The sequence below is a fragment of the Ruegeria sp. SAZA006 genome (assembly GCF_059613465.1).
Map to the genome: position 1 here is coordinate 91,511 of NZ_JBXWSO010000017.1, position 18,466 is coordinate 109,976.

General features: G+C 60.6%; 15 protein-coding genes. 12 read left to right on the forward strand and 3 right to left on the reverse strand.

Annotated elements, in window-relative coordinates; all coding sequences use genetic code 11:
* Positions 1–130 precede the first annotated feature (130 nt).
* The 3 genes from AC2FNZ_RS18325 to AC2FNZ_RS18335 all read left to right on the forward strand — a co-directional run bounded on the left by AC2FNZ_RS18325 (position 131) and on the right by AC2FNZ_RS18335 (position 4,836).
* Positions 131–1,177 (forward strand): ABC transporter permease, encoded by a 1,047-nt coding sequence (locus tag AC2FNZ_RS18325; RefSeq protein WP_093961867.1) that lies wholly within the window; start codon positions 131–133, stop codon positions 1,175–1,177.
* A gap of 13 nt (positions 1,178–1,190) precedes the next feature.
* The gene (locus AC2FNZ_RS18330) at positions 1,191–2,654 is read left to right on the forward strand and encodes an ABC transporter permease (RefSeq protein ID WP_170363621.1); all 1,464 of its coding nucleotides are present in this window, start codon (positions 1,191–1,193) and stop codon (positions 2,652–2,654) included.
* Positions 2,655–2,748: 94 nt separating this feature from the next.
* Positions 2,749–4,836 (forward strand): dipeptide ABC transporter ATP-binding protein, encoded by a 2,088-nt coding sequence (locus AC2FNZ_RS18335; RefSeq protein WP_480726660.1) that lies wholly within the window; start codon positions 2,749–2,751, stop codon positions 4,834–4,836.
* 52 nt (positions 4,837–4,888) lie between these two features.
* Here AC2FNZ_RS18335 and AC2FNZ_RS18340 read toward each other — a convergent pair whose 3' ends face one another.
* Positions 4,889–5,467, reverse strand: coding sequence for a lytic transglycosylase domain-containing protein (locus AC2FNZ_RS18340; RefSeq protein WP_093961864.1), 579 nt, complete (start codon positions 5,465–5,467; stop codon positions 4,889–4,891).
* A 204-nt stretch (positions 5,468–5,671) separates the two neighbouring features.
* Here AC2FNZ_RS18340 and ssb point away from each other — a divergent pair, with 204 nt between their 5' ends.
* Both ssb and AC2FNZ_RS18350 read left to right on the forward strand, forming a co-directional pair.
* On the forward strand, positions 5,672–6,169 hold the full coding sequence (ssb, locus tag AC2FNZ_RS18345) for a single-stranded DNA-binding protein (protein WP_496841540.1): 498 nt from the start codon (positions 5,672–5,674) through the stop codon (positions 6,167–6,169).
* A gap of 18 nt (positions 6,170–6,187) precedes the next feature.
* On the forward strand, positions 6,188–7,258 hold the full coding sequence (locus tag AC2FNZ_RS18350) for a site-2 protease family protein (RefSeq protein ID WP_222458135.1): 1,071 nt from the start codon (positions 6,188–6,190) through the stop codon (positions 7,256–7,258).
* A gap of 9 nt (positions 7,259–7,267) precedes the next feature.
* Here AC2FNZ_RS18350 and aroB read toward each other — a convergent pair whose 3' ends face one another.
* Together aroB and AC2FNZ_RS18360 are read right to left on the reverse strand one after the other, a co-directional pair.
* Positions 7,268–8,380, reverse strand: a complete 1,113-nt coding sequence (aroB, locus tag AC2FNZ_RS18355) for a 3-dehydroquinate synthase (protein WP_496841542.1) — start codon at positions 8,378–8,380, stop codon at positions 7,268–7,270.
* A complete protein-coding gene (locus AC2FNZ_RS18360; protein WP_093961860.1) occupies positions 8,381–8,968 on the reverse strand; it encodes a shikimate kinase in 588 nt (195 codons plus the stop codon).
* Between the two features lie 79 nt (positions 8,969–9,047).
* Between AC2FNZ_RS18360 and AC2FNZ_RS18365 the strand changes: the two genes are divergently transcribed.
* The 7 genes from AC2FNZ_RS18365 to AC2FNZ_RS18395 all read left to right on the forward strand — a co-directional run bounded on the left by AC2FNZ_RS18365 (position 9,048) and on the right by AC2FNZ_RS18395 (position 18,385).
* On the forward strand, positions 9,048–9,197 hold the full coding sequence (locus tag AC2FNZ_RS18365; RefSeq protein ID WP_170338962.1) for a hypothetical protein: 150 nt from the start codon (positions 9,048–9,050) through the stop codon (positions 9,195–9,197).
* Positions 9,187–10,713, forward strand: coding sequence for a hypothetical protein (locus tag AC2FNZ_RS18370; protein WP_496833085.1), 1,527 nt, complete (start codon positions 9,187–9,189; stop codon positions 10,711–10,713). The genes AC2FNZ_RS18365 and AC2FNZ_RS18370 overlap by 11 nt, the downstream gene beginning before the upstream one ends.
* Positions 10,714–10,715: 2 nt before the next feature.
* The gene (locus tag AC2FNZ_RS18375) at positions 10,716–11,666 is read left to right on the forward strand and encodes a site-specific tyrosine recombinase XerD (RefSeq protein ID WP_496833086.1); all 951 of its coding nucleotides are present in this window, start codon (positions 10,716–10,718) and stop codon (positions 11,664–11,666) included.
* Between the two features lie 69 nt (positions 11,667–11,735).
* Positions 11,736–13,043, forward strand: coding sequence for an HlyC/CorC family transporter (locus tag AC2FNZ_RS18380; protein WP_496841543.1), 1,308 nt, complete (start codon positions 11,736–11,738; stop codon positions 13,041–13,043).
* A gap of 105 nt (positions 13,044–13,148) precedes the next feature.
* On the forward strand, positions 13,149–15,566 hold the full coding sequence (locus tag AC2FNZ_RS18385) for a GcvT family protein (protein ID WP_496841544.1): 2,418 nt from the start codon (positions 13,149–13,151) through the stop codon (positions 15,564–15,566).
* A gap of 32 nt (positions 15,567–15,598) precedes the next feature.
* Positions 15,599–16,198 carry a nucleotidyltransferase family protein gene (locus tag AC2FNZ_RS18390; protein ID WP_496841545.1) on the forward strand — a complete coding sequence of 200 codons (600 nt, stop codon included), beginning with the start codon at positions 15,599–15,601 and terminating at the stop codon, positions 16,196–16,198.
* A 750-nt stretch (positions 16,199–16,948) separates the two neighbouring features.
* Positions 16,949–18,385, forward strand: a complete 1,437-nt coding sequence (locus AC2FNZ_RS18395; RefSeq protein WP_496841546.1) for a DegQ family serine endoprotease — start codon at positions 16,949–16,951, stop codon at positions 18,383–18,385.
* Positions 18,386–18,466 lie beyond the last annotated feature (81 nt).

An 18,466-nucleotide genomic window follows, 5' to 3' on the forward strand; every position in this document is an offset into this window, starting at 1 on the left:
CTGAACCTTTCAAGGGGCGCCCGAATGCGGGCGCCCCTTTCCAGCCGCAGACACACCGACGCGGGGTCGGACGTCCGAGGCCAGAAAATGGTCCACTGATCTGCGGAGAACCCGAACAACAGGGGCCAACATGGGACTCTTCATCCTTCGACGATTGGGCGTGATGCTGTTGACGGCACTCTGCCTGACCTTCGTTGTCTTCTTCCTGACCAACCTCTATCCAAACCTGGAAAAACTGGCCAAGACGCAGGGCAACCAGCGTATGTCCGATGAACAGGTCGTCACCTGGCTTGAGAACCGCGGATACATGCAGCCCACGCTGGTCAAGTACGGCCAATGGCTTGGGGTGGTGCCCGGTTTCACCAACACGCTACCGGATGGTCAGTTCGTAGGAAGTTGCACCCGTCCCGGCTCTACTCCGGAAACGACACCGCGCTACTGCGGCGTTCTTCAGGGCGACTGGGGCTATTCAACCGTCTTCAAGGACGAAGTCGGAACGATCGTCAGCAAGCGTCTGGGCAACACCGGCTACCTGATGTTCTGGGTGCTGGTGCTGATGATCCCGACCGCCCTATTGGTTGGTGTGCTAGCCGGCATGCGCGAGGGGTCTGCCCTGGACCGGTCCCTTTCCACGTTTTCGATCATCACGACGGCCACGCCGGAATACGTGTCGGGCGTGATCTTCATCGCCATCTTCACCTCGTCAACCGTGGGTCTGAAATGGTTCAAGGGCACGGCCACACAGGCCATGGAGAACCCGACCTTCGAGAATTTCTTCCTGCCGGTCCTGACCATTGCCCTTTACGGCATGGGTTACATTGCACGGATGACCCGAGCCTCGATGACCGAGGTGATGACCGCGCAATACATCCGGACTGCGCGCCTGAAGGGTGTGTCCTTCGGGAATATCGTTCTGAAGCACGCCCTGCGCAACGCGCTGATCGCGCCCTTCACCGTCATCATGCTGCAGTTTCCCTGGTTGCTGAACGGCGTCGTGATCGTCGAGACCCTGTTCAACTACAAGGGTTTCGGTTGGGCACTGGTGCAGGCCGCGGGGAACAACGACATCCAGCTTCTGCTGGCGATCTCGGTCGTGTCGGTCTTTGTGGTGCTCGTGACGCAGCTGATCTCGGATATCGGCTATGTCTACCTCAACCCGCGCATCCGCATTTCATAAGGGAGGATAGACCATGGAACCTCTGAGCTGGACTGGCTCTATCGCCTTTCTGAACCCGATCATGATGATCGCCCTGGCTGCGCTGGTCGTATCCGTCGTTGCCTGGATCCTGGCAAGCATTCTGCTGCCCGAGACGCAGGTCAGCGTGAATGCGGATGGCACCGTCAGTTCGGGCGGCGGCCTCAGAAACCTGACGCAATCCGCGCTGTGGTATTCTTTCCTAGCCAGCATCGCGACGGTGGTCGCTTACCTGCTGCTGGGAATATTCCTGGGCACAGGGGCCGGGATTATCGGCGCGATCTCGCAGCAATTTCTGCCGGTCTGGCTTTCGCTGATCATTCTGTTCGCGATGTCGGTTGCCTTCAAACGGCGCCTTGGCCTGTACGGCAAGCTGTTCGACAGCCCGATCGGCATGATCGGTTTTGGACTGGTCATGTTCTGGGTTTTCACCGGCATCTTCGGGGCTTTGGACCTGATCGTGACACACGATCCATTGGTCCAGGTTTCCGGCATGAAGAACAAGGTGCCCGGCACCCCCCTGCCCAATGCCGAGGACGGTGAGTTCGCCTGGTATCTGCTGGGCGGCGACAACCTTGCCCGCGACGTATTCAGTCGCATGGTCAAGGGTGCGTGGATCGTCGTGCAGATTGCTCCGCTGGCCACAATGTTTGCCTTCATGGTCGGGATCACGCTGGGCTTGCCCGCCGGATACTATGGCGGACGGCTGGACACGTTTCTGTCGTTCCTCGCCAATCTGATCCTGGCGTTCCCGGTAATCCTGCTGTTCTACCTGCTGGTCACACCGGAAATCGTCGCGACCGGCGTGCCGAACTATATGGCCGCAGTCCTGTTCGTGTTCCCGATCCTTTTCATCGGCGTCCTTTTGAATTCGCGCTACTACACCCGGCCGAAATTCCGCACGCCGCTGCTGACCGGCGTCTTGGGTATCGCGATCTGGCTGTACCTGTCGCTGATCTCGACCGGGGGATACGTCATCCGCACGGACGATTACAGCATCTGGGGTCTGCCGACCTATCTGGATCTGTTCGACATTCCGGGCGGGATCCTGGTCGTGTTCGTATCGGTTGTGTTCGTCAACTCGCCCACGGTGTTCCGCATCGTGCGCGGCCTGGCCATGGACATCAAGACACGCGACTACGTAGCCGCGGCGCAGACGCGCGGCGAAGGCCCGTGGTATATCATGCTTTGGGAAATCCTGCCCAATGCGCGCGGGCCGCTGATCGTCGATTTCTGCCTGCGCATCGGCTATACGACCATCCTCTTGGGGACCTTGGGGTTTTTTGGGTTGGGCCTGCCGCCGGAAAGCCCGGATTGGGGATCCACGATCAACGAAGGGCGCAAACTGCTGTCGATCTACCTGCACCCTGCACTGCCGCCGGCACTGGCGCTGTTGTCACTGGTTCTGGGATTGAACCTGCTGGCGGATGGCCTGCGAGAAGAAAGCCTGAAGGACTGATGTGAAAGCGGCCGGGGGACTGCCCCCGGCCCCCACCAGGATATTTTTAGCCAGATGAAGGGGATCCCCTGAATGCTGGCGAGGAGCAAGCAAGATGAACAAACTGGCGGATTATGACGGGCCGATCCTCGAAATCGACAAGCTCTCGATTTCGTTCTTTACCCGCTTGCGGGAAATACCAGCCGTAATGGATTTTTCAGTCAGTGTGCAACCCGGCGAAGCTGTCGGCCTGGTCGGTGAATCCGGCTGCGGCAAGTCGACGGTCGCCCTGGGTGTCATGCAGGACCTTGGCAAGAATGGTCGGATCGTCGGCGGTTCGATCAAATTCAAGGGCCGCGACCTTAGCGAGATGAGCAAGGAAGAACTTCGGGACATTCGCGGCAATGAGATCGCGATGATCTATCAAGAGCCGATGGCTTCGTTGAACCCGGCGATGAAGATCGGCAAACAGCTGATGGAAGTGCCGATGATCCACGAAGGGGTCGGCAAAGAAGAGGCCTATGCCCGCGCCCTGGAAGTGGTGACCGATGTGCGCCTGCCGGACCCCGAGCGGATGCTGAACAGTTTCCCGCATCAGCTGTCCGGTGGCCAGCAGCAGCGCATCGTGATCGCGATGGCGCTGATGTCCAAGCCGTCGCTTCTGATCCTGGACGAACCGACAACCGCGCTGGACGTGACCGTCGAGGCCGCCGTGGTGGAACTGGTCAAGGATCTGGGCAAGAAATACGGCACATCGATGCTGTTCATTTCGCACAACCTCGGCCTGGTTCTAGAGACATGTGACCGTTTGTGCGTGATGTATTCCGGCGAGGCGGTCGAACGTGGCTCGATCCACGATGTCTTTGACGAGATGCAGCACCCCTACACTCAGGCGCTGTTCCGCTCGATCCCCCTGCCCGGCGCGGACAAGAATTCGCGCCCGCTGGTTGCTATCCCCGGCAACTTCCCGTTGCCGCACGAACGCCCACCGGGCTGCAATTTCGGCCCGCGATGCGACTATTTCGAGGAAGGGCGCTGTGATGCGCAGGACATTCAGATGTTCCCGGTCCCGGGCAATGACCGCCACCATACGCGCTGCTTGAAGTTCCAGGAAATCGACTGGAACGCGCCCATCACGGTTGCAGAGCAAAAAGAAAAAGCGCCGATCGGCAAGACCGTTCTGAAGATGGACAACCTCAAGAAATATTACGAGGTGGCCGCAAACGCCCTGTTCGGTGGGGGCGAGAAGAAAGTGGTCAAGGCCAACGAAACCCTCAGCTTCGACGCACATGAATCGGAAACGCTGGCCATCGTTGGCGAGTCCGGCTGCGGTAAATCCACGTTTGCCAAGGTCCTCATGGGATTGGAGACGGCGACCGACGGGCAGATCCTGCTGGACAACCGCAATATCGAGCATTTGCCGATCGAAGAACGGGATGCCAAGACCGTCGGCGAAGTCCAGATGGTGTTCCAGAACCCGTTCGATACGCTGAACCCGTCGATGACGGTCGGACGTCAGATCATCCGCGCGCTGGAGATCTTCGGCGTCGGAAACTCGGAGGCCGAACGCAAGCAACGGATGCTCGAGTTGCTGGACCTGGTGAAGCTGCCGCGCGCGTTTGCCGACCGTATGCCGCGCCAACTGTCAGGCGGCCAGAAACAGCGCGTGGGGATAGCCCGTGCCTTTGCCGGGGACGCCCGGATCGTCGTCGCGGACGAGCCGGTCTCGGCATTGGATGTGTCGGTGCAGGCAGCCGTGACCGATCTGTTGATGGAGATCCAGCGCGAACACAAGACGACACTGCTGTTCATCAGCCACGACCTGTCGATCGTACGCTACCTCAGCGACCGCGTCATGGTGATGTATCTGGGCCACGTGGTCGAACTGGGCACGACCGATCAAGTCTTCTCGCCGCCCTATCACCCCTATACCGAGGCACTGCTGAGCGCGGTTCCAATCGCCGATACCTCAGTCGAAAAGAAACACATCGTCCTTGAAGGCGACATTCCTTCGGCGATGAACCCGCCGCCCGGATGTCCGTTCCAAACCCGGTGTCGGTGGAAGTCCGAGGTTGCGGGCGGATTGTGCGAAAAAGAGGTTCCGCCGGTCCAGACGCTGGCTGACGGACACCAGGTCAAGTGTCATCTGTCCACCGAAACACTGGCCAAGATGGAGCCGGTTATCAAAATAGCGGCTGAGTGATCGCCCAAAGAAAAACCGGCCCAGGGCCGGTTTTTTTTGTGCGGCTTTGGTATCAGCCGCCCCAGATGACTTTGACGTAATTCTGTGTCTCGGCATAGGGAGGCACGCCGCCATGCTTTTCCACTGCTTGCGGGCCGGCGTTGTAGGCTGCCAGCGCGAGGCGCCAGGACTTGAATTTACGGTATTGCCACGAAAGATACCGCGCACCGCCTTCAAGGTTTTGCTTCGGGTCATGCGGGTTCACGTTCAGCAGCCTGGCGGTTTGCGGCATCAGCTGCGCGAGCCCCAAAGCGCCCTTATGCGACTTGGCGTGCGGGTTCCAACCGCTTTCCTGCTGCACCAGACGCAGGAACAGTTCTTCCGGGACATTGTGCTTGCGCGCTGCTTGGCGCGCCATGGCAAGGTATTCACCACGGTACTTACCAGAATAGCGCTTTTTGAAACTGCCGTCCGGCGTCTTCGGTTTCAGCCGTTCAGAGTCGCGATACTGGCTGGCGGCCCGCGTGTCCAAAATCTTGGCCTGCTTCAAAAAGATATCTTTGCGATTCTTGGTCGACAGGACATCCGCGCTCAGCGGCGTCGACGCCAGAACGAGGCATGCAATTGAAAAACCACTTAACAGACAACGCATTCAAGCAATCCCGCTCGTTCAGCAATCAATCGGATTATAGGTATTTCAGGCAGAAATGAAAGCTTGGTTAAGGAAACACTGATTTTCCAGGCGGCATTCCGGGCATCAACCATGTTCCAACCCGGGCGCAGGACGTATAGGGTTTCAGGTGAACTCAGCGTCAGATTCGGGCGCCATCAAGCTAGTCAAAAAACGGGGAAATCCATGGCAGGTTCAGTCAACAAAGTCATTCTGGTCGGCAATCTCGGGCGCGACCCCGAAGTACGGTCGTTTCAGAACGGTGGCAAAGTCTGCAACCTACGGATCGCGACCTCGGAGAACTGGAAAGACCGCAATACCGGTGAACGCCGCGAACGGACCGAGTGGCACACAGTCGCTATTTTTTCCGAACCGCTCGTCCGCATCGCCGAGCAGTATTTGCGCAAAGGGTCAAAGGTCTACATCGAAGGCCAACTGGAAACGCGCAAGTGGCAGGATCAGTCCGGTCAGGATCGCTATTCCACTGAAGTCGTTCTGCGCCCTTACCGCGGTGAACTGACCCTATTGGACAGTCGCAATGAGGGCGGCGGATACGGTGGCGGCCAAAGCAGCGGTTACGGAGGCGGCCAGGACAGCGGCGGATACTCCGAGCCCTACGCCGCACAATCCAGCGCGCCGGCACAGGCATCTGGCGGCATCGACGACGACGAAATCCCGTTCTAAGCTTTAGCGAGGCACGTCATGACATGGTCCTTCGCCGTCGGCCGGTTGCTCGGATCGGAACTGAGGGTCCATGTCACCTTCTTCCTGCTGCTGGCTTGGGTCGGCTTTGCCGCCTACTCTGACGGAGGGTGGCCGGCAGCCATCGACAACATCATTTTTGTTCTGGCGTTGTTTGCCTGCGTTGTTGCCCATGAATTCGGTCATGCGCTGATGGCCCGCAGGTATGGCATTCGCACTCCGGACATCACTCTGCTGCCCATCGGCGGCTTGGCCCGCTTGGAGAGGATGCCGGAAAAGCCGATGCAAGAAGTTGCCGTTGCATTGGCTGGTCCAGCGGTCAACGTCGTCATTTGGGGCATCCTTGTGCTTCTGGGCGCGGGAATGCAGGTAGAAACGCTGGCGCAAATCGACTCGACCCGCATCGACCTGCTGAGCCGGCTGGCCTACGTCAATCTGTTCCTCGCGGTGTTCAACCTGATCCCAGCGTTTCCGATGGACGGCGGCCGCGTGTTCCGCGCCCTGCTCTGCCTGAAGATGGACAGGGTCAAGGCCACACGGGCCGCAGCCTTTGCGGGCCAGGCCGTGGCCGTCGGTTTCGGTTTTCTGGGGCTCAGCACCGGTAACCCGATCCTGGTTCTGATCGCAGTTTTCGTCTTCATCGCGGCCAATGCAGAAAGCCAGGATGTGGCAATGCGCTCGGTGGCGCGCCGCGTGCTGGCCCGGGACGCGATGATCACCGAATTCCACGCACTGACCCCCCAAGACACGTTGGCAACGGCGGCTCAGGCCGTGATCCAGACAACGCAGCACGAGTTCCCGGTTTTGGGCGAAGACGGGCAGCTGTTGGGCTTCGTGACTCGCAATCGGCTGTTTGCCGCGCTAGCTGGCGATCACCCCCGGTCGGAACCCGCGACCTCGGTCATGGAAGAGCAAATCCCCCGGGTGGCCTTGACCAGTGGACTCGAGGCCGTTCTGGATGGTCTTCATGGTGGCGCACCGGCCGTGGCGGTCTGCACCAAGACCGGTCAGATGGTCGGATACATCACCCGCGAAAACATTGGCGAATTGATGGTGATACGGGGCCGCTGACTCCGCTTATCAGCACGTTGCCAATGCATCCTGCAGCACGGACAGAACGGCATCGCGTGGCACGTCCGACGTGACGAAGGCCTGCCCGATCCCACGCGCCAGGATAAAGCGCAGTTGGCCGTCAACGACCTTCTTGTCCTGAGCCATAAGGTCGACCAGATCTTCCGCGCCCGGCAGATCTCCGGGAATGTCAGACAGATCGGTCTTCATGCCCATTGCCTTCAAGTGCGCGCGGACGCGGCTCGGGTCTTCCTGGGAACACAGACCCATGCGGGCCGACAACTCGAACGCCAGGGCGCAGCCGATGGCAACACCCTCGCCATGCAGCAGCCGGTCGGAATAGCCCGTCGCCGCCTCAAGCGCGTGGCAGAACGTATGCCCGAGGTTCAACAGCGCCCGGTCGCCTTGTTCAGTCTCATCACGGGCCACGATATCGGCCTTCATCTGAACCGAACGGGTGACCGCCCGAACCCGGGTCGCCATGTCCCCGGCCGACAGCGCGGGGCCGTTGCGCTCCAACCACTCGAAGAAATCGGCATCCCCCAAAAGGCCATATTTTACGACTTCACCATATCCCGCCAGAAAATCACGCGCCGTCAGCGTGCCAAGCACTGAGGTATCAGCCAGAACCAACGAAGGTTGATGAAACGCACCGATCAGGTTTTTGCCTTGCGGAGCATTGATACCGGTTTTGCCCCCCACGGAACTGTCGACCTGCGCCAAGAGCGATGTTGGGATCTGCACAAAGCGAACACCGCGACGCAGCACCGCGGCGGCAAAGCCCCCCAGATCGCCGATCACTCCACCGCCGAAGGCTACGACGATATCGCGCCGTTCGATCTTTTCGGCCAACAGCCATTCGACGGCGCGCTCGAAATGCGGCCAGCTTTTGGTCGCCTCACCTGCGGGCAGAGCCAATGCGGTCATTTCCACCCCGGCCGATGCCAGGCCGCTGCGCAAAGCATCCAGATGCAAACCGGCCACGGTTTCATCGGTTAGAACCGCGACGCGCGGACGGTGCAGCATGGGTTTGATCCGCGCACCGGCCTGAGCCAACAGGTCCGGCCCGATTTCCACGTCATAGGACCGCTCGGCCAGATCAACGTTAACTGTCTGATGCATCTATTTGACTTCCAATACATCCGGGCGCGTCATCAGCTTTTCCAGAACCCGGTCAACCATATCCTCGATGGCGGTGTCGCCGTCCGAATTCACCACCAGATCAGCCTGTGCGTACAACGGCACGCGGGCCTCGTACAGGTCACGCAGCGTTGCATATGGATCAGGCGTGCGCAGCAAGGGTCGCGTGTCTTTGTGGCGCACCCGGTTCCACAACACTTCCAGATCGGCGCACAGCCATACGGAAACCCCACGGTCCGAAATCATCGTCCGGTTTTCTTCGCTCAGAAAAGCGCCACCGCCGGTCGACAGGATACCCTTTTTCTCGTCCAGGAGACGGCCGATGACCTGGCTTTCCTTGGCACGAAAGAACGGCTCGCCGTCCCGTTCAAATATCTCGGGGATGGTCATGTTGGCAGCCGATTCGATCTCGCTGTCACTGTCGAGGAAAGGAACGCCAAGGCGCGCGGCCAGAGCGCGCCCCACGGCCGTCTTGCCAGCGCCCATCATACCGACCAAAACCACCGTTTTGTGCAGGTCAAACACCTGCCGTTGTCCGGTCGGCGCCACGTTATGCTTAATTTCGCTCATTTCCCTGTGAATGACGTGATCTTGGGAAAAATGCCAGTTATAACTTGGCCAAAATCGAAAATTGAGGCAGCGTTGAGCCATGGGCCGTCTGATCAAATTCCTGTTGTACCTAATTTGCCTGCTTTTCATCGGCTTGGTGGCCTATGCGTATCTTGGCCCGTTCTTCGGCGCCGACTTCTCGGCCCCGCAAAGCGAAATCAGCGAACCGGTAATTCTGGATGTCAACTAGGGCCGTCGTGCTGGCGCTTGCACTGACCGGCCAAGCCGCCGCGCAAACCGAACAACCGCTATCCGCGATCGATTGGCTGGAGACGGCCCCTGACCTGTTGCCGGGGACCGTATTGCTCGAGCCGCCGGTTACCGATACCGGCCTGCAGCCCGACATCCAGGTGTCCCCGCTCGAGGCGCTGTCGCCGCCGTTGGGATTGGTGGATGGGTCCGCGACAGGGCTGCCGGTTGATCTGTGGCTGCCCAGCGATCCGGCCCGGCTGGCCGAACTTATCGCGCGCGTGCCGGTCAAATCGAACCCTGCCATGCAGCGGCTGTTGTTCACGCTTTTGTTGACCGAGGCCCGAGCGCCGGCAAATTCCAATGAGCCAGACGAGCTCCTTCTGGCGCGGCTGGATCGCCTGATGCAGCTGGGTGCCGCCGATCCGACGCAATCCTTGGTGCAGCTTGCCGGCCCCACCGATACGCCTGAGCGGTTCAAACGATGGTTTGACGCAACTCTGCTGACCGGCGACGAAGACCGCAGCTGCACTGCGCTGATCGCGCAACCGCATTTGTCGAGGGATTATTCCGCGCAGGTCTTCTGCAAGGCCCGCAGAGGTGACTGGGCTTCGGCCGCACTGACGCTCGAAGCGGCGCACGCGCTCGAATTACTGCCGCCCGAGCAACTCGATCTGCTGGATCGCTTCCTAAGCCCCGAGATGTTCGAAGGCGCCGCATATCTGCCGCAGCCCGAAGACCCTGACCCGCTGACGTTTCGCCTGTTCGAAGCGATCGGCGAGCGACTTCCGACCGCCTCGTTGCCGCGGGCCTTTGCCAATGCCGACCTGCGCGATGTTGCCGGTTGGAAGGCCCAGATCGAAGCGGCCGAGCGCCTGACCCGTATTGGCGCGCTTACGCCAAACCATCTGCTGGGCCTTTATACCGAGCGCGCGCCTGCGGCTTCGGGCGCGGTCTGGGATCGCGTCTCGGCGGTTCAGCGTTTCGAAACGGCGCTGGAGACCGGAAGCCCCGAAGCGATTTCCAAGACCCTGCCGAAAGTCTGGGCAGAAATGGGTTCGGTCGGGCTCGAAGTGCCCTTTGCCGAACTGTTCGCCGAGCGCCTGATGTCGATCAAGCTGTCCGACCCGACCACCGAGAACCTGCGCTGGCGCATCCTGCTGTTGTCCGAGCTGTACGAGGATGCCGCACGATATGTCCCCGACGGACCCGAGGCCAATGCCTTTCTGGCTGCTTTGGCATCGGGCCAACCCGAGCGTCCGAACTCGCTCTCACCGATGGCTGACGCCATCGCCGAAGGGTTTGCATGGTCGGCACCGATCCCGTCCGATATCCGCGCGATGTTGGAGGCAAACCGTCTGGGCGAGGCAATTCTTGAGGCCATGCAGATGTTCGCGCATGGCGCGCGCGGCAATCTGGTTGACTTGACTGCGGCCATCGCGGTGTTCCGACACGTCGGCCTGGAAGACACGGCGCGCCGCGCCGCCTTGCAGTTGCTTGTTTTGAAGGGGGCCTGACAGTGTCCGCTCCGGCGACACAAGACTTGTGGATTTCCGCGTTTCTCGAGGCGCAGGCCGCAGAACTTGGGGCGGCAACCAACACTTTGCTGGCCTATGGGCGGGACTTGAAGGACTTTGCCGCGTGGCTCGATCGGCGAAATGCCGGGTTCGAGGCGGCCGACCAGGATATGATCGAGGCCTACCTGATTGACTGTGACGCACAAGGCCTTTCGCGCGCGACCCGCGCTCGCCGCCTCTCTGCCATCAAGCAATTGTATCGTTTCGCGTTTGAAGAAGGCTGGCGCTCGACCAATCCGGCCATCCAGATCAAAGGCCCGGGACGCCAGAAAAGGCTGCCCAAGACGCTGGACGTGGCCGAAGTCGATCGCCTGCTGGAGGCTGCCAGGAAAACAGGGCGCAGTACGGCAGACAAGGTGCGCAACACTTGCCTGATGGAAATTCTGTATGCGACCGGGATGCGTGTGACCGAGCTTGTTTCCCTGCCGGTATCATCCGCCCGGGGCGACCCACGTATGCTGCTGGTTCTTGGCAAAGGTGGAAAGGAGCGCATGGTGCCCCTGTCACCGCCTGCGCGCGATGCTTTGGCGGCATGGCTGGCCATCCGGGACGAAGCCGAAGATGCAGCCGCCGCCAACGGAGGCCAGCGGTCCCGGTTCCTGTTTCCTTCGCGTGGAAAATCAGGGCACCTGACCCGTCACCGGTTCTTTGCTCTGATTAAGGAACTGGCCGTGCAAGGTGGTGTTTCTCCCGACAAAGTCACGCCACACACGCTGCGCCATGCCTTCGCGACTCATCTTTTGGCCAATGGGGCCGATTTGCGTTCGATCCAGACCCTGCTTGGTCACGCCGACGTCGCGACGACCGAAATCTATACGCATGTCTTGGACGAGCGCCTGTCGGAGCTGGTGTTGCAGCATCACCCGCTTGCCAAGGATGACGGTCGAGACTAGGGCCAAACCCTTGATCGCGCGCATCTGCGCCCCCATAACCATTGCATCAACAATACCTGAAACGGACCGATGGACTCTGACCCTTCTCTTCTCGATGGCGCCTTCTGGCTGACTACGGCCTCAATTCTGCTTCTGCTGGTTCTCTCCGGCTTCTTCTCGGGGTCTGAAACAGCGCTGACGGCGTCTTCGCGGGGTAAACTGCGGGCGCAAGCCGACAAAGGATCGCGCGGCGCGCAAAAGGCGCTGGAGATCACTGATGACAACGAACGTCTGATCGGCTCGGTTCTGCTGGGCAACAACCTCGTCAACATCCTTGCAGCCTCGCTGGCCACGGCGTTGTTCACCCGACTTTTCGGAGAAAGCGGCGTGGCACTGGCCACCTTGGTCATGACCCTGCTTGTTCTGGTCTTTGCTGAGGTACTGCCCAAGACCTACGCGATTACCAATGCCGAAAAGGCCGCCGCGGCCGTCGCCCCGGTGATCGGTGTTGTCGTTACGGTGTTTTCGCCGGTGGTGGCCGCCGTGCGCCTGCTGGTGCGCGGGGTCCTGCGACTGTTCGGGGTTCAGATCGATCCCGACAGCAACATCCTTGCCGTGCGTGAAGAGATCGCCGGCGCCCTGCAACTGGGCCATTCCGAAGGCGTCGTGGAAAAAGAGGACCGCGACCGCATCCTGGGTGCGCTTGATCTCGGCGACCGTACGGTCGAGGAAATCATGCTGCATCGCTCGAATATCGAGATGATCGACGCGGACGCAGACCCTGAATCGATCCTGAAACAATGCCTCGAAAGCCGTCACACGCGCCTGCCGGTGTTCCGTGGCCAGCCCGAGAACATCGTGGGCGTCGTGCACGCCAAGGATCTGTTCCGCGCCATGTACGCGCAGGCCGGCGGCGGCGAGGGCAGTGCCGACCGGCTGAAGTCGTTCGACATCCTCAAAGTGGCCAACGCCCCCTATTTCGTACCGGAGACCACCACGCTGGACGACCAAATGCGGGAATTCCTGCGCATGCACAGCCATTTTGCGCTGGTGGTTGATGAATACGGCTCGCTGCGCGGGTTGATCACGCTCGAGGACATCCTCGAAGAAATCGTAGGCGAGATTGCCGACGAATTCGACGTGGACGAAGATGTGACGGTTACGCGAATCGAAGACGGTCAGTATCTGGTCGAAGGCTCGATGACGATCCGCGACCTGAACCGCGCGATGGACTGGTCCCTGCCCGATGACGAGGCCAACACCATTGCCGGGCTGGTCATCCACGAAGCGCAGATGATCCCGACCGTTGGTCAGGTATTCTCGTTCCACGGCTTCCGGTTCGAGGTCGTCGAGCGAGAGGGCAACCGGATTACCTGGTTGAAGGTGCGGCCGCTCTGACAAACGTCTGGCGAACGGCCGGCGGAAACGACAAACTCGGTCGTTTTCGTGACAGATACCGGCGCGGCGCCCCTGCACCTTCGGGCCAGACGCAAGGAGGTGCGGATGAAATCGACGTGTCAGGTTGCCGTGATCGGCGGTGGAGTTGTCGGGTGTTCGGTGCTGTATCACCTGACCAAGCTGGGCTGGTCGGATGTGATGCTGCTGGAACGGTCGGAACTGACCAGCGGATCTACCTGGCACGCGGCGGGCGGGTTCCACACGCTGAACGGCGACACCAACATGGCCGCGCTTCAGGGCTATACCATCCGGCTTTACAAGGAACTGGAAAAGATCACCGGCATGTCCTGCGGGCTGCACCATGTGGGCGGCATCACGCTGGCCGACAACCAGGACCGGTTCGACATGCTGCTGGCCGAACGCGCCAAGCATCGCTTCATGGGGCTGGAGACCGAAATCGTCGGCCCCGACGAGATCAAGAAGATCTCCCCCATCACCAACACCGACGGCATCATTGGCGCGCTGTATGATCCGCTGGACGGGCACCTTGACCCCTCGGGCACAACCCACGCCTATGCCAAGGCCGCACGGATGGGTGGCGCCACGATCGAAACCCACTGCATGGTGCGCGAAACCAACCAGCGCCCCGACGGCACATGGGACGTGGTCACCGACAAGGGCACCATCCACGCCGAGCATATCGTTAACGCGGGCGGCCTATGGGCGCGCGAGGTGGGCTCGATGGCGGGCATCTACTTCCCGCTGCACCCGATGGAGCATCAATACCTCGTCACCGATACCATCCCCGAAATCGAGGCGATCATCGACGCGGGCGGCGAGCATCCGCACGTCATGGACCCGGCCGGCGAAAGTTATCTGAGGCAGGAGGGACGCGGCCTGTGTATCGGTTTCTATGAACAACCCTGCAAGCCCTGGGCCGTGGATGGAACGCCCTGGGAGTTCGGGCATGAGCTGCTGCCCGATGATTTCGACAAGATTACCGACTCGATCGAGTTCGCCTATCGCCGTTTCCCGGTTCTGGCAGAGGCCGGGGTGAAATCGGTGATCCACGGCCCGTTCACCTTTGCCCCCGACGGCAACCCGCTGGTCGGGCCGGTGCCGGGCGTGCGCAACTACTGGTCGGCCTGCGGCGTGATGGCCGGGTTCAGCCAGGGGGGCGGCGTCGGCCTGACGCTGGCGCAATGGATGATCGAGGGCGAGCCCGAACGCGACGTCTTTGCCATGGACGTGGCCCGGTTCGGCGACTGGATCACCCCCGGCTATACCCGCCCCAAGGTGATCGAGAACTATCAGAAGCGTTTCTCGGTCTCCTACCCGAACGAGGAACTACCCGCTGCCCGCCCCAACCGCACCACGCCGATGTATGACATCTTCAGCGATCTGGGCGCGGTTTGGGGCCAGCAATACGGGCTCGAGGTCGCCAATTACTTCGCGCAGGATGGCGAGCCCGGCTATGAAACCCCCTCCTTCCGCCGCTCGGACGCCTTCGGGGCAACGGGCCGCGAGGTGCGGGCCGTGCGTGAGGGCGTCGGCATCAACGAGGTGCACAATTTCGGCAAATACATGGTCACCGGTCCCCGCGCCCGCGACTGGCTGGATCGGATCATGGCGGGCCGCATCCCCGCTCCGGGCCGCCTGTCGCTGACGCCCATGCTGTCGCCCAAGGGCAAGCTGATCGGCGACTTCACCGTGTCATGCTTGGGTGAGGAAGAGTTCCAACTCACCGCCTCCTACGGGGCACAGAACTTTCACATGCGCTGGTTCCGGCAGCATCAGGAAGACGGCGTAACCGTCGAGAATATCAGCGACAAACGCAACGGCTTCCAGATTGCAGGCCCTAAGGCCCGCGAGGTTCTGGCCGCCTGCACCCGCGCCGATATCAGCGACATGCGCTTCATGGACGTACGCCGAATGGTCGTCGGCATGACCGACTGCGTCGTGCAGCGGGTCAGCTATACCGGCGATCTGGGGTTCGAGATCTACTGCGATCCGATGGCACAACGCCAGCTCTGGTGGACCCTGTGGCAGGCCGGCCAGCCGCACGGCATCACCCCCTTCGGGATGCGCGCGATGATGAGCCTGCGGCTCGACAAGTTCTTCGGCTCGTGGATGCGCGAGTTCTCGCCCGACTACACGGCCGCTGAAACCGGGCTGGACCGCTTCATCTCGTTTGCAAAGAACGTCGATTTCATCGGGCGCGCTGTCGCCGAGGACGAGCGGGCTGAAGGACCGGCCCGCAAGCTTGTGGCCTTTGAGGTCGAGGCCGAGGACGCGGATGTGAACGCCTACGAACCCATCTGGCACGACGGCGCAGTGGTTGGGTTTTGCACATCCGGCGGGTATTCGCATTTCGCGCAGAAATCAGTCGCCATGGGCTTCCTGCCAACGGGCTTGGCGGCCGACGGTTTGGCAGTTGAAATCGAAATCCTGGGCAAGATGCGCAAGGCGCGCGTGCTGACCAGTCCACTATTTGACCCCGACGGTGCGCGTATGCGGGGGTGACAGCAATTCCGGTTGGCGGCAAGGTGGCCGGCATGGAGGATATCCCTGTCATCTTGCTGGCCGCCGGAAGCTCTCGCCGTATGGGCGGAGTGGACAAGTTGATGCAAATTGTCGATGGTCAACCACTGATCCGACGCTCGGCTGAAATCGCAGTAGCTGTCGGGCCGGTCATCGTCGCCCTGCCGCCGGCGCCTCACCCGCGATACACCGCGCTGAGCGGGATGGACTTGCAGGTCGTTTCTGTTCCCGATGCGGATGAAGGCATGAATGCCAGTTTGCGCAGAGCCGTCGCACAGGTGCCGGTATCAGCCCGGGCAGCGATGATCCTGCTGGCCGATCTGCCAGAGCTGACATCAGACGATCTGCGCGCGGTCCTCCGGTCGGTCACCGAACATCCTGACAAGCTGATCTGGCGCGGAGCGTCCTCCGATGGCGTTCCAGGCCATCCTGTGATCTTCGACCGAAGTCTCCTTGCTGATCTGGCGCATTTGACCGGAGATGGCGGCGCACAAGCCGTCGTACGCGCGCATCTGGACCAGGTGCACCTGCAGCCTATGCCGGGTCAGAACGCTATTCTGGATCTGGATACGCCCCAAGCGTGGGCCGAATGGCGCAAAAACCAAAAATCCTAATAGTAACGCGGCCCGGTCGAGAACGACCGGGCCGGTTGCCCAAAACAGGACTACCACTTTCACCAATCCCGAAAACGCGGCCCGGATGTCGTCAAGACATCAGACCAATGTGCTGCCGAACCGAAACAAGACCCCCTCGTTAACATGCCGCTCAGCGCTTCCGGTGACTGAGATCTGCCTTCAAGCACCCCCTTGATGCCGTCAGGCCCCCCTTTCACTTGGGCACGTTCATCGTCACCGATAAGTTCATTGCAAACAACGTAAAATTGGTTGAATTGGTTAATTTTGCCGAATTCGTGATGGTATTTCCGCAACAACGCGTGTCGCGGAAATCTACCCAAGGTTGTTCGTGCGCTTTGCCATAGCCGACCCAGGGCATGAAATATTTAGCGCCAAACGATCAAAATGACATTCTTGCAAATACCTATTAGACAAATACCAACTTCTGAAAAGGCGGTGGCGCAACCTGTGAGTGTCCCTGAAAATTCGGTCAAAAACCGCTGCTGGACTGTTAACAAATTTGATTCAATTCAATGCTTTTGCGAATTTGACCCTCATTTCGGCAACAATCCACCGATTCGACCGGCAACTTCCAAGGCCGATTCCCGGGTTTGCGAGCGCTACCAGACGCCCCTAATGTGGCAAAATTAAGATTTATTAATTGATCAGTCAGAAAACGCAAAGACTGGCGGCTCATGTTCCCTGCAAAGCGCACATCAACAAGCGCCGAACCAAGGAGACCTAGTCAACATGAGCATCCGCAAATCCCCCCTTATTCTTCCTCGCACCTCAGGGCTGTTTGGCGCCACCGCGCTGAGCGCGGCGTTGCTGGCCGCGACCGCCATTCCGTCGCAGGCCGACGAAGCCCTGGCGGATCTGGTCGAAACCGTTTCACCGTCCGTGGTAACCGTCATTGCCTCGATCGACGCGGCCCCGTCGCCGGCGAGCGGCCAGGAGTTTGATTTCGAAGGCCAGCCTTTTGGTGAGTTCTTCAAACGTTTCGGGATTCCCGAAGGCTTTGACGCCCCGCGCCGTGGTCCCAGTCAGGGCCTCGGGTCCGGGTTCGTACTGGATGAAGATGGCTATATCATCACAAACCACCACGTCGTCGACAAAGCCAGCAAGATCACCGTGCGCCTGAACGATGATCGCTCGTACGAGGCTGAAGTCGTGGGGACCGATCCCCTGACCGATATCGCGCTGCTCAAGATCGACGCGGATGAGGCGCTGCAGCCGGTCCCGCTGGGGGATAGCGACGACATCCGCGTGGGCGAAGACGTGGTCGCCATCGGCAACCCGTTCGGCCTGAGTTCGACCGTCACGACCGGCATCGTGTCCGCCAAGGGACGCAATATCTCGGAAGGCCCCTATGCTGAATTCATTCAGACCGATGCAGCCATCAACAAAGGCAACTCGGGCGGCCCCCTGTTCAACATGGACGGCGAAGTCGTTGGGGTGAACTCGGCCATCTATTCGCCCAGTGGTGGTTCGGTCGGACTGGGTTTTGCCGTGACTTCGAACATCGTCGAGCACATCGCTGCGGACCTGCGTGACGATGGCCAGGTCAGCCGCGGTTGGCTGGGTGTCTCGATCCAGAACATCAGCCCCGAGCTGGCCGCAGCGATGGGTGTCGATGGCACTGTCGGCGCACTGGTATCGGAGGTTCTGCCAGACAGCCCCGCTCAAGGCGTGCTGCAACAGGGCGACGTAATCATCGCCTTCAATGGCGAGAAGGTCGACTCAAGCAGTGAACTGCCGGTGCTTGTTGGCACCACGGCCGTCGGAACCGACAGCAAGGTCACCGTCCTGCGCAATGGCAAGGAAGAGACCCTGAACGTCACGATCGGGCAGCATTCGGCACAGATGGCGGCAAACGCGGAACCGACCGATGACGCGGTGGCGGGCAAGACGCTGGGTGTCACCGTAGCACCGCTGTCCAAAGCGACTCGTGCGCAGATCGGAGTTCCCGAGAACGTGCACGGCGTGGTCGTCACTTCGCTCAAGCCGGACAGCCCGGCGGCTAAGGCCGGTCTGCGGCAGGGCGACGTGATCGTGAAGCTGGGCAACCAGGATGTGGAAACACCCGAGGCGCTCAAATCCGCGCTCGAAGACCAGAAGACCGATCCGGCGCTGATGCTGATCAACCGCGGCGGCAATCAGATCTTCGTCGCCGTCGAGATCGCCTGACCTGCGTCCCGCGCGCACCGCACGATGGGGATATCCGGTGCGCGCATCTCCTGACGGACACGATTTGTCCACGTGCTGTCG